10 protein-coding genes are annotated in these 15,378 nt (G+C 46.1%); 3 read left to right on the forward strand and 7 right to left on the reverse strand.

Annotation, left to right across the window (positions count from 1 at the left end):
- Nucleotides 1–4 precede the first annotated feature (4 nt).
- Nucleotides 5–1,084, reverse strand: a complete 1,080-nt coding sequence (gene gcvT, locus LHL20_RS02115; RefSeq protein WP_159626894.1) for a glycine cleavage system aminomethyltransferase GcvT — start codon at nucleotides 1,082–1,084, stop codon at nucleotides 5–7.
- 449 nt (nucleotides 1,085–1,533) lie between these two features.
- On the opposite strand from gcvT, the gene LHL20_RS02120 reads away from it, so the two are divergent.
- Nucleotides 1,534–2,541: a hypothetical protein gene (locus LHL20_RS02120; protein WP_226432074.1), complete on the forward strand. Its 1,008-nt coding sequence runs from the start codon at nucleotides 1,534–1,536 to the stop codon at nucleotides 2,539–2,541.
- A 2-nt stretch (nucleotides 2,542–2,543) separates the two neighbouring features.
- On the opposite strand, the gene LHL20_RS02125 is transcribed toward LHL20_RS02120, so the two are convergent.
- The 6 genes from LHL20_RS02125 to LHL20_RS02150 form a co-directional block, all read right to left on the reverse strand.
- Nucleotides 2,544–3,896 (reverse strand): sugar MFS transporter, encoded by a 1,353-nt coding sequence (locus tag LHL20_RS02125; RefSeq protein ID WP_226432075.1) that lies wholly within the window; start codon nucleotides 3,894–3,896, stop codon nucleotides 2,544–2,546.
- A 22-nt stretch (nucleotides 3,897–3,918) separates the two neighbouring features.
- Nucleotides 3,919–5,160, reverse strand: coding sequence for an N-acetylglucosamine-6-phosphate deacetylase (nagA, locus tag LHL20_RS02130; RefSeq protein WP_226432076.1), 1,242 nt, complete (start codon nucleotides 5,158–5,160; stop codon nucleotides 3,919–3,921).
- Nucleotides 5,157–6,167 carry a glucosamine-6-phosphate deaminase NagB-II gene (gene nagB-II, locus LHL20_RS02135; protein ID WP_226432077.1) on the reverse strand — a complete coding sequence of 337 codons (1,011 nt, stop codon included), beginning with the start codon at nucleotides 6,165–6,167 and terminating at the stop codon, nucleotides 5,157–5,159. Before nagB-II ends, nagA begins: the two co-directional genes overlap by 4 nt.
- Complete coding sequence (locus LHL20_RS02140) at nucleotides 6,167–7,072, reverse strand: BadF/BadG/BcrA/BcrD ATPase family protein (protein ID WP_226432078.1); 906 nt, start codon at nucleotides 7,070–7,072, stop codon at nucleotides 6,167–6,169. Before LHL20_RS02140 ends, nagB-II begins: the two co-directional genes overlap by 1 nt.
- Before the next feature lie 84 nt (nucleotides 7,073–7,156).
- Entirely contained in the window at nucleotides 7,157–9,670 is a 2,514-nt protein-coding gene (locus LHL20_RS02145; protein WP_226432079.1) for a family 20 glycosylhydrolase, read from the reverse strand.
- 141 nt (nucleotides 9,671–9,811) lie between these two features.
- On the reverse strand, nucleotides 9,812–12,538 hold the full coding sequence (locus LHL20_RS02150; RefSeq protein ID WP_226432080.1) for a TonB-dependent receptor: 2,727 nt from the start codon (nucleotides 12,536–12,538) through the stop codon (nucleotides 9,812–9,814).
- A 218-nt stretch (nucleotides 12,539–12,756) separates the two neighbouring features.
- Between LHL20_RS02150 and LHL20_RS02155 the strand changes: the two genes are divergently transcribed.
- Nucleotides 12,757–13,782: a LacI family DNA-binding transcriptional regulator gene (locus LHL20_RS02155; RefSeq protein ID WP_159626934.1), complete on the forward strand. Its 1,026-nt coding sequence runs from the start codon at nucleotides 12,757–12,759 to the stop codon at nucleotides 13,780–13,782.
- A complete protein-coding gene (locus tag LHL20_RS02160; protein ID WP_226432081.1) occupies nucleotides 13,782–15,278 on the forward strand; it encodes a tryptophan halogenase family protein in 1,497 nt (498 codons plus the stop codon). The genes LHL20_RS02155 and LHL20_RS02160 overlap by 1 nt, the downstream gene beginning before the upstream one ends.
- Nucleotides 15,279–15,378 lie beyond the last annotated feature (100 nt).

Consider the following 15,378-nt stretch of genomic DNA (forward strand, 5'->3'; position numbering starts at 1 on the left):
TAACTTATAAAACACTTTTTCCATTGCGTACAAAGGAGGGCTTAACCACATTTACTGTAACCCACTTTTTGCGCATTTCCACTTCAACTGTCTCACCAACATCACTTGGTACTCGCGCCATGGCAATTGAGTGGCCCAATGTTGGAGAGAACGTACCTGAAGTAATAACACCTTCGCCGCTCTCTGTTTTCACTTTAAGGCCATGACGAAGCACGCCTTTTTCAGTCATTACCAAGCCTACAAGCTTGTCGGTACCCGCTTCACGCTGCGCTTCTAGTGCTTTACGCCCTACGAAGTCACGATCTGCCGGTTCCCAAGTAATTGTCCAGCCCATGTTAGCGGCTAGTGGCGATACGGTTTCATCCATATCTTGGCCATATAAATTCATACCCGCTTCAAGGCGTAGCGTGTCACGAGCACCTAGGCCACATGGCTTAACGCCTGCATCTAGTAGTGCTTGCCAGAAGCTTTCTGCTTGCTCAGCTGGCACCATAATTTCGTAGCCCGCTTCACCTGTGTAGCCAGTGGTAGCGATGAACAAGTCTTCTGCTTGTACGCCAAAAAATGGCTTCATGCCTGCAACCGCTTCTTTTTGCGCTGCACTAAATAGCGTTGCCGCTTTTTCTTTAGCGTTAGGGCCTTGAACCGCAATCATGGCAAACTCAGGGCGCTCGGTAATGGTTACGTCAAAGCCTTCTGCTTTGCTCATTAACCAGTTCATGTCTTTTTCGCGCGTTGCTGAGTTAACTACCAAGCGATAGTTTGTTTCGTCGAAGTGATAAACAATAAGGTCGTCTACAACACCGCCTTCTTCATTCAGCATCCCGCTGTATAGCGCTTTGCCTTTGTCTTTCAACTTGGCAACGTCGTTCGCTAGCAGGTACTGAAGGTACGCTTTCGCTTGTGCACCTTTTACATCAACAATGGTCATGTGAGATACATCAAACATACCCGCGTCTTGACGCACAGCGTGATGCTCTTCAATTTGTGAACCATAGTTAATTGGCATATCCCAGCCAAAGAAATCGACCATTTTCGCACCCGCTTCTAGGTGCTTTGCGTGTAGGGCGGTGGTATTAGACATTCCACTTACTCTTTTTAATTGAAAGGTAGAAAACGACACTGAGTATAGTGAGCTAACGTTTGTGCAACAAATTGGAAATATTTATCAATACATTTAAAAAGTAAATGTATTACTGCCCGAACATCAGGAAATCAAATATTGGAAGGATAAACTTACTTAAAGAGAATAAAGTCGGCAGAAGATCCTTCCACTGCCGAAAAAGGGCGCAACACACAAGAATTGCGCAAAACAGGAGATGCCCAAACAATAAGCCTGAACATGATTAACTTTATATGCGTTTAGCTATTCTGTTTATACCAAAGGTCTCAAATAGCACGCTAATCGTCTTTAGTGCCCAACTGTTTACTTTGAAATTATTTTCACCTAACCATAAAGATTCTTAAGCTGAAGCCGATAACACAGTTGAGCAGAGTTGTACCTTGAATTAACGTAAAGATAGGGCCAACACAATGATAATTGCACAAAGTCAGATAACGTTTGGCTATAAGCATAGTTACAGCGAAACTGTCTCGGTAAAAGAATCGCTTGCTACTCGGCCTACTGCGAATACAGATAGCGTCCCCTCTGGAAACACCACCTCTGATGAGCTTTCGCAAAACACGTTAGATGCCCCTGCCGATAGTGAAACGCAGCACTTGGATGTTAAAACGGCTCAACTGAAGATGTTGGTTGAGCAATTAGCCGGACACAAAATTACGCTCACAAGCCCCTCAAACCTTGATAGTGCAACCGGTACACAAAATGATAATCAAGGTAATGCGCAGGCGCGCCAATCGACTACCGCAGACCTAATATACCAGTATGAGGAAAGCTATTTAGAACACGAATCAGGGCATTTTAGTGCCAGTGGGCAATTACTCACCAGCACAGGCGATACCATCAACATTGCGTTGTCGCATTGCTCAGAACGTCAGTATTACATTCAAAACCGCTTTGAGATGACAGTGGGCGAAGTAGAACTTACAGATCCATTGGTGCTTAATTTGGGCCACTCAACGCATTCGGGCCTTGACCTTACACACAACAAAGTAGCGTTTGATATTGATGCCGACGGAAAGACAGACAAGGTGCACTTTGCAACAGGAACATCAGGTTTTTTGGCCATTGATATCAATATGAATGGAATAATTGATGATGGTAGCGAGCTATTTGGTGCGCGCACCGGTAATGGTTTTAACGAGCTTGCCAAGTATGACAGTGACGGCAATCACTTTATTGATGCAGGCGATCCGGTGTTTTCTAACTTAGCGTTTTATCAAAGAGATAATTCGGGTAGTGATGTCATTACGCCGCTTAGCGCACTAGGTATAGGCGCGCTGTATTTAGGTAATATAGCGGCGCCTTTTGAAGTAAAAGACGCCAACAATCAGCTGCAAGCTGTGGTACGTGCCAATAGTTTTTTCCTGTATGAGGATGGGCGTACCGGCACATTTCAACAAATTGATTTGGCTGTTTAGGCTCACCAGTTTTGCTTTTTGCATCCCCAAAGCGCGTAGTAAGCGATAAAGCAATAGCACGGTAACATAATGATATACGCTGTTTGCCCGCCAATAGCTTCGCTGGCAATGCCGTAAACCATAGGCAAAATGGCACCACCTGCTATCCCCATGATGAGTAACGCAGACCCTTGCGCGGTGTATTTGCCCAAATTATTCAGTGCTAGGGGCCAAATAGCCGGCCACACCATTGCATTCGCTAAACCTAATAGCGCAATGAAGGTAACGGTGTTTGGTAAAGCTTGCACCCCAAGCCAGCCCCACAATGCGTTTGAAATACCGGTATCGGTATTTGAACTAAGCAGTATGCAAACCGTAAGCACTAAGCCTAGTAATGCCGAACTTAACAAAGCTGTTTGTTGAGAGATAAAACGCGGAATACACACCAAACCAATGGCGTAACCAATTACCATGGCAACCATGGTGAACGAGGTTAGTGTAGTGGCGTTCTCTACGCCAATTGACGAGCCATACAAGCCTATGGTGTCACCTGCCACGACTTCAACGCCCACATAGAAAAACAAACTTATCGCCCCCAATACCAAGTGCGGGAATTGCAAAATTTGTTTGCTCTGCGATGGCGTGGTTGCAACGTCGCTATTGCCACCTGCGCTTTGCGCATCATCGTCACTTTCAATAGACGGCAACGCGATCCGCATAAACACCAATGCCAATAGCCCAAGCGCTATGGCCATACCGATGTATGGCTGAATGAGCGAAACCGACATGTCGTTTATAAGTACTGCTCGCGTGTCTGCAGGCATTGCGTTAAGCGACTCTTGATTAACATCGGGCAAGCCGCTTAATACCAAGCTAGTAAATACAATTGGCGCAAGCACACCTGCCGCTTTGTTCAGTAATCCCATAAACGCAATACGCGCGGCTGCACTTTCTTCGTTACCTAAGCGCACAATAAAAGGGTTCGACGCCGTTTGCAGAATGGTTAATCCGCTACCTACAACAAACTGTGCCAAAAGAAAGATAGGAAAAACGGCGGTCAGTGCGGCTGGTACAAACAGTAAGCAGCCTACCGCAATAATGCCTAGCCCTAAACTCATGCCTTTTTGATAGCCGGTTTTTTCTAGTATCTTGGCCATGGGCAAGGCCATAACCACGTAGGCGATATAAAAGCAAAACGCAATAAGTAGGGCCTGTATTTCGGTTAGCTCACACACCATCTGTAAAAAAGGAATAAGTGCGCCATTGAGCCAGGTAATAAACCCAAAAATAAAGAACAATAAACCAATACTTAAAATGGGTATAAATCGGTTTATGCCTTGTGTGTCGGGTACATTTGATTGAGCTTGTGTTGTCATGTCAAAAGTCTCTTATTTTTAATTATTCTCTTGAGTCGCTTGATGTGCCAAATCCACTTAGCTGCGCTATGTCGTCGTTATTATCGCAATTGATATCGCAGCAGCTGTGGCCTGCAGAATAAGCAAATTGCTTTGTACCTTGCAGGTAAACTTGGCGAAGTGTATTTGCGCTATCGAGTACAACAAAGTTAGCGGCCTTTCCTATGGCAATATCACCTACCCTATCATGTATTTTGGTAAATACCGCAGGGGTTGTGCTTGCCATCATGCTGGCATCTTCTAGCGCAATATTAATGTCGTTTACACTATTAGTCAGTGCACCATGCATATCTAGGCAGCTGCCCGCTAACGTGCCATCAGGTGTGGTTAACTTATCGCCCGTACGTGTTATATGGGTATCAAAAAACGCAATGCGTTTGTCGCTTGCCCCCACATGCGCCATTGCATCTGTCACAAGCATAAGCTCACTAGGCCCTTTGGTTTTAAAGGCCAGTTCCACGGTTTTAGGGTGAACGTGCTGATGATCAACAATAATGCCGCAGGTACTGTTGTGAAGCATTGCTGCTCCCACCATACCCGGCTCACGCGACGTTAAAGGTGACATAGCGTTAAATAAATGGGTAAATCCAGATGCCCCCGCTTCAATGGCTTTTTCTACCACATCAAAAGGCGCGTTGGAGTGCCCTAGCGCCACTATAACGCCATGACTCACTAGCTCGCGAATAACATCGCACGATACGTTTTCTGGCGCCACAGTCACAAGCACTTGCCCCAAATCTTTGCGAGTATAGGTTGCCATTTCACGTTCAGTTAGCTTGCGAATATAGCGGGGCAGATGCACGCCTTTCTTTTCAATAGACAAATGCGGCCCTTCAAAGTGCACACCTGCAATAGATGCATGGTTGTCTGCTATTGCTTGGCTAATCGCATCGGCGGCTTGCTCAATGGTGTCTATATCGTCAGTTATTAACGTAGGGAATAGCGTTGTAGTACCAAAGTGAAGGTGCGCCGCCGCCATCACTTTTAAGCTTTCATAAGTAGGGGCATGATTAAACATTACCCCACCACCACCGTTTACCTGCGTATCAATGTACCCGGGTAAAACTGCGCCTTTGATATGCTGTGAAATACCTGCTTTTACCTCGTCGCTCACATACGGGTAGCTCGCGATATTTTTAAAGATGCCGTTTTCAATACTTAGCACTTGGTTGGGTAACCATGCGCCGTCCACTAACACCTTTTCTACAAGAAGATGGGTGATCATTGGGTTTTGGTTACCTTGTTTAATCCTGGTGGTGTATCAGGGTTTAAGCCCCACTCAATGGCTATTTGCTCAATGTCTAAATAGAAACGCTGCATAAGCAACAATGCAGAAACCCGAGGGTGTACATCACTAGCGCTCGTTCCTGTGGTAAAACCGAGATCAAGACACTCGCCGCCGCGTGCTCTTACATCTCCTACCATATCTGCGTGAAAAGGCGCACTTTCATCCAGAATATTAAGCGCTATCAACTTTAGTTTTTTCTCTACCAATGTCACAGGGCCGTGAATAAACTCCGCGCTACTAAACGCCTCGGCATGAATGCCTAACACTTCTTTTAGTTTAAGTGCTACTTCGCGACCTACTGCATAGCCAAAACCGCGCCCCAACACTATGGTATTGCGTGTATTTTCAAGATAATTGGCAGTAAGTTGGTTGGGCGATTCAATCACCTTTTGAAGTGACTCGGGCAATGCAGCTAATGACTCAAACAGTGCATCGTTTTCACGCCAACGCGCGCACAAATGAAGAAGTGCAGATAAGGTAGCTATAAAACTTTTTGTGGCCGCTACCGCTTTTTCTTCGCCGGCTGATAAGGGAATAACGGCATCGGCAAGCTCAGCTAAAGGTGACGTTTCATCGTTAACAAACGCCACTGTGAAAGCACCACCTTTTTTCGCCGACTCTGTTTGTTTTAATATATCGGGGCTTCTTCCCGACTGTGAAATTACAAACGCCACCGCCCCGTTTAAGTTAAGTTGCTTGCCAAAAATACCCGCAATCGACAGCGCTGCGCTGCAAACCGGGATCCCCATTTCGGTTTCAAACAAATACTTGCCAAATACCCCGGCATGATCAGACGAGCCTCGGCCAATAATATAAATAAGGTGTGGATTAAGCTTATTAAGTGTTGCGGCTAGTTCGCGAATAGCACCGTCGTTTTTATCGAGTTGTTTTGCGATAACCGTAGGCACTTCACGGGCTTCTTTTGCCATTATTGATAAATTCATTACTCACCTTTTAATTGAAAACAAGCCGCTTTGGCGTAATGGATAGCACCTTGTTGCGGTGTTGCCTTACACGCCACTAAACGGGCTTTAATGGAATCGGAAAAATATGTGGAGTACACGTTGCTAAGACCGCCAATCATGGCAAGAGGATAGTCATGTTGCGCTAATAGTCTTTGCGCCATGCTCTCAATATACGCTGCGCCTTCTTCAAATAACGCACTTACAGTCTCATCTTTGGTGTAAAGCAACGGCAGCATTTGCTCAACCAATGCCGCATAGTGATGGGTATTAAACGTGGCACATTGGCTTACAATGTCATTGATGTCATTCGTCTTAAGTGCACTACAAATTTGTGTAGCCAGTGCGTCTATAGGGGCAAGTTCGTCTAAACACAGCAGTGTATGTTTTACGGCTTGTAGCCCAAGCCATGCGCCACTGGCTTTATCGCCAATAGGAAAACCGTGACCACCTACATCGTGAAATGCGTGATTATGCCACACTGTGCCCGACGACCCTGTGCCGATAATGATCGCCGCACCACTTTCTCCATCGTGAGCGCCCAGACACGCCGCGTGTAAATCGCTTAGCACATGAAGTGAATGAAATGGATGTGCCCATGTTTCAAATACTTGCTTGGCACTGGCAATATTTGCACCGGCAAGGCCTGCACCTACCACACACTGTGACAAACCAATGGCATTGTTACTGTCACAATTCGTATTAGCTGATGCTATGGCAAGCGAGATAGCGTCTAACATAGATGCCTTTGCCAACTCACTGTCGCGCATGATATTCGCGGGACCACTTACGCCCTCGCCTAGCAATGTGCCCTTGCTGTCTTCTAATCTTGCTCGACATTTGGTGCCGCCACCGTCAATGCCAATAAAAAATAAATCAGAACTCATTTACACTTCTCGTTTTTATTAAATAGATAAGACACACAATTAATGATGACAACGCTGTCATTTTTAACCATTAAAAACAAGCACTTATAACAGTGCTTGTTGGCTCGTTTTTTGTGTACCTTGAAGTCTTGCGCGTACTTTTACGTTATCTGCATTTTCTATCGAAACGGGCTTGATGTACTCAATCCAATCACCGTCTGCAATTTGATATTCACCAATCAGCCCAGCTTTAACCTGCATGGTTAGCATGCCACCGGCTATTTTTGCCGCAGGCATTGGCACGCGCACATTGATATTTTGTTGCACTAAAGCGGGGGCATGTTGCGTAAGCAAAGCATGTTCAAATGCGTGGAAATCCTGATCACGGTTTTTCTGTAAGCTACCGTCTTTCGCCAATACTGGTGCCTTTTGTTGCCACGGCGCTTCATACCAAGCGCGTTCAGCAAGCGCCAATAATCGCGGGAATACCATGTACTCTACTGCGTCTTGGTTTACCGTTACTTCGCTCCATAACTGGCCTTGAATACCCACTACCGACGAGGTGTTTACCCTGTCATTACTGGTGTAATTTTCGCCCATGCGCGTCGTCCACTCTTGGCTGTGCAATGGCAAGTGCTCAGGCATCAGCGAGAAGACTTTATGGGTGCTGGTAGCCCGTGAGCCCCAGTAATAACCTGGCTCAAGTGGGTTACTTTGATAAGGAAAATCAAAATAGAGCACATCGGGGAACGACAGCACTACTGGAATATTCGCGTCGACAAAATGTGATACGGTATTTTCTCCACCTGCCGCTAACAGATGCCACACATTGGTGTATGCCTTAGTGTTATCTAAGTTTTTCGCCGCTTTTTCCATGCCATCACTCCAGCCACCAATGGCAATGTTATGCTTTTTAGCAATGTCTTGAACACGTGTAACAAAGGTGGGAAGAATAGTATCGGCCTGTTGCCCTTTTGCTTTGCACACGGGAGATTCAACCCACGCGCCTGCGGTTTCATCAGCGCCTACATGGAAGTATTCAAGCGGCACATTTGCTTTGTCGTGCAACGCTTTCACCGCGCCCATTATGGTATCGATAAAGGTGTATGTGCTATCAAGACAAGGGTTTATCGTGTTGTCGCGATAAAATTGAACGCTTTCATAGCGCGTTGTGTCTTGCTTGTCGACCAACATATACTTATTTGCTTCAGCGCTGTTTCCGGTTTTCATGAATCGCTGATAGCGCGCATTCATAGACACAATAGCAGCGCGAGCATGCCCTGGCATATCAAGTGATGGGATCACTTCAATACCACGCTGATGCGCCATTTGAAGAATGTCGATGTAATCTTGCTGCGTTAAAAAACCATTCCCTTGCGCACTTTTAAACGGGCCACTGCCAAGCTGTGGTAACAAACAGGTTTGTTCCGCCAAGTCATGACAGCGATATGCGCCAATGTCAGTGAGTTCCGGTAATGCATCGATAGCCAATCGCCAGCCCTCATCGTCACTTAAATGAAGATGAAGCTTGTTCAGTTTGTACGTGAACATTTGCGTAAGTACCGACGTAATGGCCGCTTTACCCGGAAAATGGCGCGCAATATCTAAATGCATACCGCGAAAAGCAAAACGGGGTTTGTCATGAATTGAAGTAATCGGCAGCGTTTGACGGCTTTTGTTATAAAGCTGCGCTAAAGTGAGTAGCGCATAGTTAGCACCTACAGCATCTTTGGCCTTGATATCTACGCGGCTATTGCTCACAACCAGTGAATATTCGCCCTCAACAAGCGTATTAGGCGTGTAGCTGATATTGACGGGTATGCCGTTATCTTGCTGCGACAGTCCAAAAAAAGCCGCCTGCGCTAATGCAGGTGACAAAGCATTAACAACGTCGTCTTTTACACTAATGCCTTTTACACGAATGCCTGTTACTGCAATGGTTTCACCCGTGTCTTTGCGCTCTGCAACTTGAGGAATAACGCGGTTATCCCACTCGGTTGATTTTGTGGTGTATGCTGGCTGCTTTGCTAAAAAAGCACTGTCCATTAACGGCATAGCATCAGAGGCCGTGCGCTTATATTGCGCTTCGTTTTGCCACGCATCAGTATGCTGGTTAACTAACAAATTGGTGCCCGGCTCTTTTACCCGTGTAGTTGATGCCACAATTACAGGTTGAAGCGATGGATAGGTTAAATAGTAATTTGGCATGGCGTCACTGCGAGAGGCATGCCAGAAAGGGGCTGACAAAGTCACTGTCACTTTTGTATCAGCCGCTATAGATTCGTTAAAGGTTAGGCGATGTAAATCGCCATTGATGTGTTCAATAGTAATAGCGCTGTCGGTATCGAAGCCGCGAACTGGCGCAATATGGCTAAAGAATAATGATGTGGTTGCTGGAATAGCACTTTTTGCGCTTTGCAGCGTCATTTGTGATGAGAAGCAATCACCTTTGGGAATATGCACACGGCACCCAGTGTCATCAATATTACTGAGCACGCTGTACTGAACATTAAGATGCTGGCCAAGTTCGTCTAACTGTGGCTGTTCAATGTTAGCCTGCGTTGATGCGACTGGCGAGCACGCCATTAACAACATTGATAATCCCAAAATACATCTCACGTAACACATCCTTCACTGATTTATGATATTTACTGTGCTGGTACTAAAACGCCGTGTGTTTAAAAACAAGGGTAGAGCTTGTGCCCTACCCTTTTGCAACGTAAAAATAGCGAACACACAAACTATTTTTACACCCCTGCCTTAAAATCGCATGCTTGCGCCGATGAAGAAGCGACGACCGTTAGCGCTTTGCGTACCGCCTAGGCGTTTGCCATCGCTACTGCGAACGTAGTAGTTCTCCCAAATTTCATCGGTTAAGTTAAGTGCTTCTGCTTTAAGCGTGATGGTGTCAGTTACATTCCAGCTTAGCTGCGCGTCAAGCTGTGATTGCTCGTCGCGGTACTGATCGCCAATCTCGGCTTGTGCAATGAAGTACTCTGAACGGTAGTTATAGTTAAGGCGTGCGCTGTACACGTCTGTTTCATAGAACACACCAATGTTGAACGAGTCTTTTGACGTGTTCGGGAAGCTCACTAAGCGTGACGCAATAGTTGCCCCTACAATGTTACCGTCAGCATCAGTTACTGGTACCGCTTCATCTACTTTGGCATCGGCTACATCTGTATAGGTGTAGTTAGCATAGCCACCAAAACCGTTATCGAACACGTGTTGAATTTGCATTTCGATGCCGTCAATTGACGTAGAGCCGCCGTTTTCAGGTGTTCTCAACTGGTTAATTTGTTGACCGTCAATTTCACGCGATACAGTTTTAGTAAAGATGAAGTCGTTAATGTCTTTCTTAAATACGGTAATTGCCGCAACAGAAGACTCGCTGAAGTACCATTCGGCACCCACTTCAAACTGGTTTGCCGTTAGCGGGTTAAGCTGAGGGTTACCTGCCGAGCCAGAGCTTGTCTCAGGTGTTAAGTTAACCGCAGGTGCTAGCTGGAATGGAGCAGGACGAGTTAGAACACGAGACGCTGCCATACGTAGCAATACATCGTCAGTTAGGTCGTAAGACAAGTTAATGCTAGGTAGCCATTCGTTATAACCGCCATCAAAGGCAACCGCTTCGCCAGTATTTAGGTCAAAACCGTTTGAGGTAGAGTCAGTTTCCACATAGCGTAGACCCACATTACCTCTGAAGCCGTCACCGCTGAATTTCGCCATAACGTAAGCAGCAGTAATGTCTTCTTCAATTTCAAATGAAGACTCGTCTAGGAACTGGTCAGTGCGACGGCACAGTGTCGTGGCATCGCCCGCACACTCCGCAACGCTGTATAGCGCGTTGTACATGCTGTCTTTGTCTGGGAAGAAGTAGCTTGCACCAACGCCATTAGTATTTGAGTGCGATACATTGATCATGTCGCCACTCCAAAATGCTGATGCTGGGCCAAGGCTGCCTTCACCCGTTGGTGCTAGGTTAGCCAAGTCTGTTCTATAGCGTGATTGCGAGAAGCTTCTGTCACGGCGTTTGATACCCGTTTTCACTTCGGTAACTGCGCCCCAATCGACACTGTGTTCGTAATCAAACTGAATATAATTTTCTTTATCTTCTGTCGCGTTAAGCTGATCAAAGATGCCACCTAACCACATTTCGTCAGTCGGGTTCGCTAACCACGGGCTTGAAGTAGTAAAGTCGATGTACGGCGCATCACCACCTGGATTGTAAAAGTCGAATGCAACGCGAGGATCGCTTGCGTCTGCCCAAAACTCTGTAAAGAAGTCACGGTTTTCACCTTCACCCGTGGTTGTACCTAGTTGGAAGTGTAATTTGCCGTCGCCCATTAGGTAGTGACCTTCAACGTCGATGATTTCAGTCGACATTTCAGAGCCGTCGCGGAAAATATTGTCGTATGCCAGCGTTCGAGCCCATACTGGACGCTGGTCAACACCCACTACATTAAGTGACTCAACCACGTTGTCTGCGCTAACAGTACCTGTGTTAGTGTCGGTACCCATGTAAGCGATACCGCGAAATGGAATACCAATAAGGTTAGAGTTTACGTTGTCTGCTTTTAACGTAGATGATAGATAGTGTACTGACATATCGAAGTTGTCAGTTGGTGCCCATTGTGCGGTAACATCAAAACCAACGCGCTCACGATCTTGTTTAAATAGAGCTGACCCCATACCCCAAGGTAATGCACCTTTTCTATCAGCACCGGCAGGCGCTTCAATAAGTGGGTCGATACGGGCAATACTTGGACCAAACCAACCAAAGTCTTCGTTAGTTTCACGCTCTACTGTACGTTCCTGATATGAACCAGAGAAAAGAATACCGAAGGTTTCATCTTCGTTTTTCCAGCTGTAAAGACCTGACAGTGTTGGGTCTAATTGGTCGGCAATATCACCATACTGCCCTTCAACCGACACTTGACCTGAATGCGCATCTAAGTCGAATGGCTTACGAGTTTTAAGAATAACCGTTCCACCTAGCGCACCTTCATCAATATCAGCTTGTGATGATTTGTATACTTCAAGACCCGCAATCATTTCTGATGCCAAAATCTCGAAGTTAAAGTTACGCGTTGCATCTGAAAGTACAAACCACTGACCTGTACCAACGGCTTGACCATTTACCAAGGTCAAGTTTTGGTCTGGCTGAACACCACGAATCGTTACGCCCTGACCTTCACCAAAGTCGCGGTCAATCGTGATGCCCGGCACACGTGCTAGCGTTTCCGCTACGTTTTTGTCTGGGAACTTGCCAATGTCTTCTGCGGTGATCGCATCAACAATCGCGTTAGAGAAACGCTTAGCGTTGATATTGGCCTTTTGGCTACCACGGATCCCTGTGACTTCAATGACTTCAGTTTCACCCGCTTCTTGCGCTACAGCAACAGGTACCGAAATACTTGTCAGTGCGCCCATAGCTATGGCGAGGCGAACACTTCTTGTTAGTTTGTTTTGTTGGTTTTTGGACATTGTATTAACCTTTTTCAGCCAAAATGACAACGCTGTCATTTATTAAAATAATAAAATGACAGGCGTTGTTATAAGGTACAGTTTTTAGATGACAACGCTGTCATTGAATGTTAAGTTACATGACAGATTGTGAAGCTGCAAATATTTTTTTAACAAAAAGATAATATTTAGTTCTTAATTGTTGAAAATTAAACCAATTTTTTGAAGAGAGAATGAATTTGGCTGCTACCATCAAAAGTGTTGCCGAAATGGCTGGTGTCTCTATTAAGACCGTTTCCCGAGTTATAAACAAAGAGGGGACGGTAAAACCCGATACATTAAAGCGCGTAGAAGACGCCATAGCCGCACTAAAATACACACCAAACAAAGCGGCTCGCGACCTTGCAAGTAAAGGCGCCTCAGTGTTGGGTTACGTATACGACAACCCCAACGCTTACTACATCATCGATATGCAAAAAGGTATATTGGATGTATGCCGCAAGAATAACTTTGAGCTACTGATTCACCCTTGTGATGCAAGCTCAAGTAACATCGCCAAGGAATTAGTGGAAATGGTAGATACGGCGCAACTTGCCGGGCTTATCTTATCGCCACCACTGTCTGAAATGCCTGCGGTACTCAGCGAATTAGACGCTAATAACATAAGCTATGTACGCATTCTATCGGGAGACGGCACCTTAAGCTCACACCTTCCTTACGTACTGGTAAACGACTTTAAAGCCGCCTACGACATTACGCGCCACCTGATCCAACAAGGTCATAAGCATATCGCCTTTATTGCTGGTGAAGAAATTCACAAATCGACCACCGAGCGTTTAAATGGCTACAAGGCCGCACTTGAAGAAGCGGGCCTAGCGTTAGACGAGTCGTTAATTATTAAAGGTACGTACTCGTTTGAAACCGGAGTGAAAAGCGCAGAAACACTGCTTGGCATGTCTCCCCACCCTTCCGCTGTGTTTGCGTGTAACGATGAGATTGCCGCGGGAACGCTTTTTGGTGCGCGAATGAAAGGCGTGGATGTGCCAAACGACTTGGCTATTGCCGGATTCGAGAACAGCCCGTTCTCGCGCCAAACATTTCCTCCACTCACCACCGCCTCGCAGCCAACTAACGAAATTGCGCAGCATGCGGCAGCGTCGCTGATTCAATTTTTACGCGCAAGAAAAACCAAATCAACGGCTGATAATTTAAATCATACGTTTGTACCCGAGCTAGTGGTTCGAGCGTCAACAGAGAAAGTCTGATGAAAGCCTTACCTCAAGATATTGTTATTGTAGGTGGCGGCACCGCCGGTTGGATGAGTGCGTGTTACCTAGCTCGAGCTATTGAAATAAACCAAGCCAATGCGAAGGCACCTGCGCCGCAAATAACGCTTCTTGAGTCGGCCGATATCAGTACAGTGGGCGTAGGCGAAGGCTCGACACCCTATTTGCGTTTTTTCTTTGACTATTTGGGCGTAACTGAAAGTGCATGGATGCAACACTGTAATGCCACCTTTAAAATGGGGATAAGCTTTGAAAAGTGGACATCAGCAGGCGATAGCTATTTTCACCCGTTTTTTTCCGCGCTAGATATGTCTACTGCCGATATGTATTTCAACGCAGTGAATAGAAGACGACACGGACATGCCGAGGATGTGAACCCCTCACACTATTTTACCGCTGCCCATATGGTGAATGAAGGAATATCACCGCAAGCCATTTCATCGTCTGCCAATCTTGATTATGCCTATCACTTTGATGCAGGTCTGTTAGGTGACTTTTTGAAAAAGTACGCCAAGCAAAAAGGGGTGAGTCATAAAATTGGAACGGTTCAAAGTGTGGCTACTGCCGGGCAACGTATCAATCACATTGTGCTGAGCGATGGTGAAATACTTAACGCAGAGTTATTTGTAGACTGTTCAGGTTTTAGAGGGCTGCTAGGTAAGCAAGCACTCGCTCGCCCCTTTTCAAGTTATGCCGACACGTTATTTAACGACGCCGCAGTGGCTATACCCAGCGCCGCACTTGCAAAGCCAACCAAAGCACTTCAAACCCGTTCCATTGCATTAAAACATGGTTGGCAATGGCATATTCCTCTGACCAACCGTACGGGTAATGGCTATGTATATAGCAGCGCGTTTTGCACTGCCTCGCAGGCTGAGGATGAACTTCGACAACAGTTAGCCCAACATGATTTAAATGCTGTAAGCCCGCAACAAGACGTACGCCATTTGACCATGCAAGTGGGAAGACTTAGCGAGCACTGGCAAGGCAACTGCTTATGTATTGGTTTGTCACAGGGCTTTATAGAGCCACTTGAAGCGACTGCCCTTATGCTAGTGCAATATGCGTTGCATCACTTTGTTGATTGCTGGCAAAGCGAAAGCGCACAACGCATATCGCATTACAATACCGAAATGAACCGCATGTTTGATGGTATTCGCGACTACATTGCAGCCCATTACTATTTGACCACCCGCACAGACACCCCGTATTGGAAAGCGTGCCAGTCTGAATTAGTTGTGCCAGACACCCTCGCCTATTTGCTAGAGGCATGGGATAAAGGTGCTGACTTCGAGCAGGCACTTAATGAAGTTGACAATAAGTTAGTGTACTTGCGTCCGTCGTGGTACTGCATTTTTGCCGGCATGCAGCGTTTTTCATCAATAACGAATGGCACGGCACGTACGCTAGATAACACGCAAGCGCTGAATATAATGGCGCAGTCTATTAATAACGCTAGAGTCAGTGAGGGATAAAACGCTAAGCGTGCCCACATTTAAAAAGCGTAGCACTTTCACCGCCATACATTTACAAATATAATAAACACAAGCCCGTTCATTAATTAGTCTAATCAAT

This window comes from Alteromonas sp. McT4-15 (genome assembly GCF_020515205.1).
Taxonomy (GTDB): domain Bacteria; phylum Pseudomonadota; class Gammaproteobacteria; order Enterobacterales; family Alteromonadaceae; genus Alteromonas.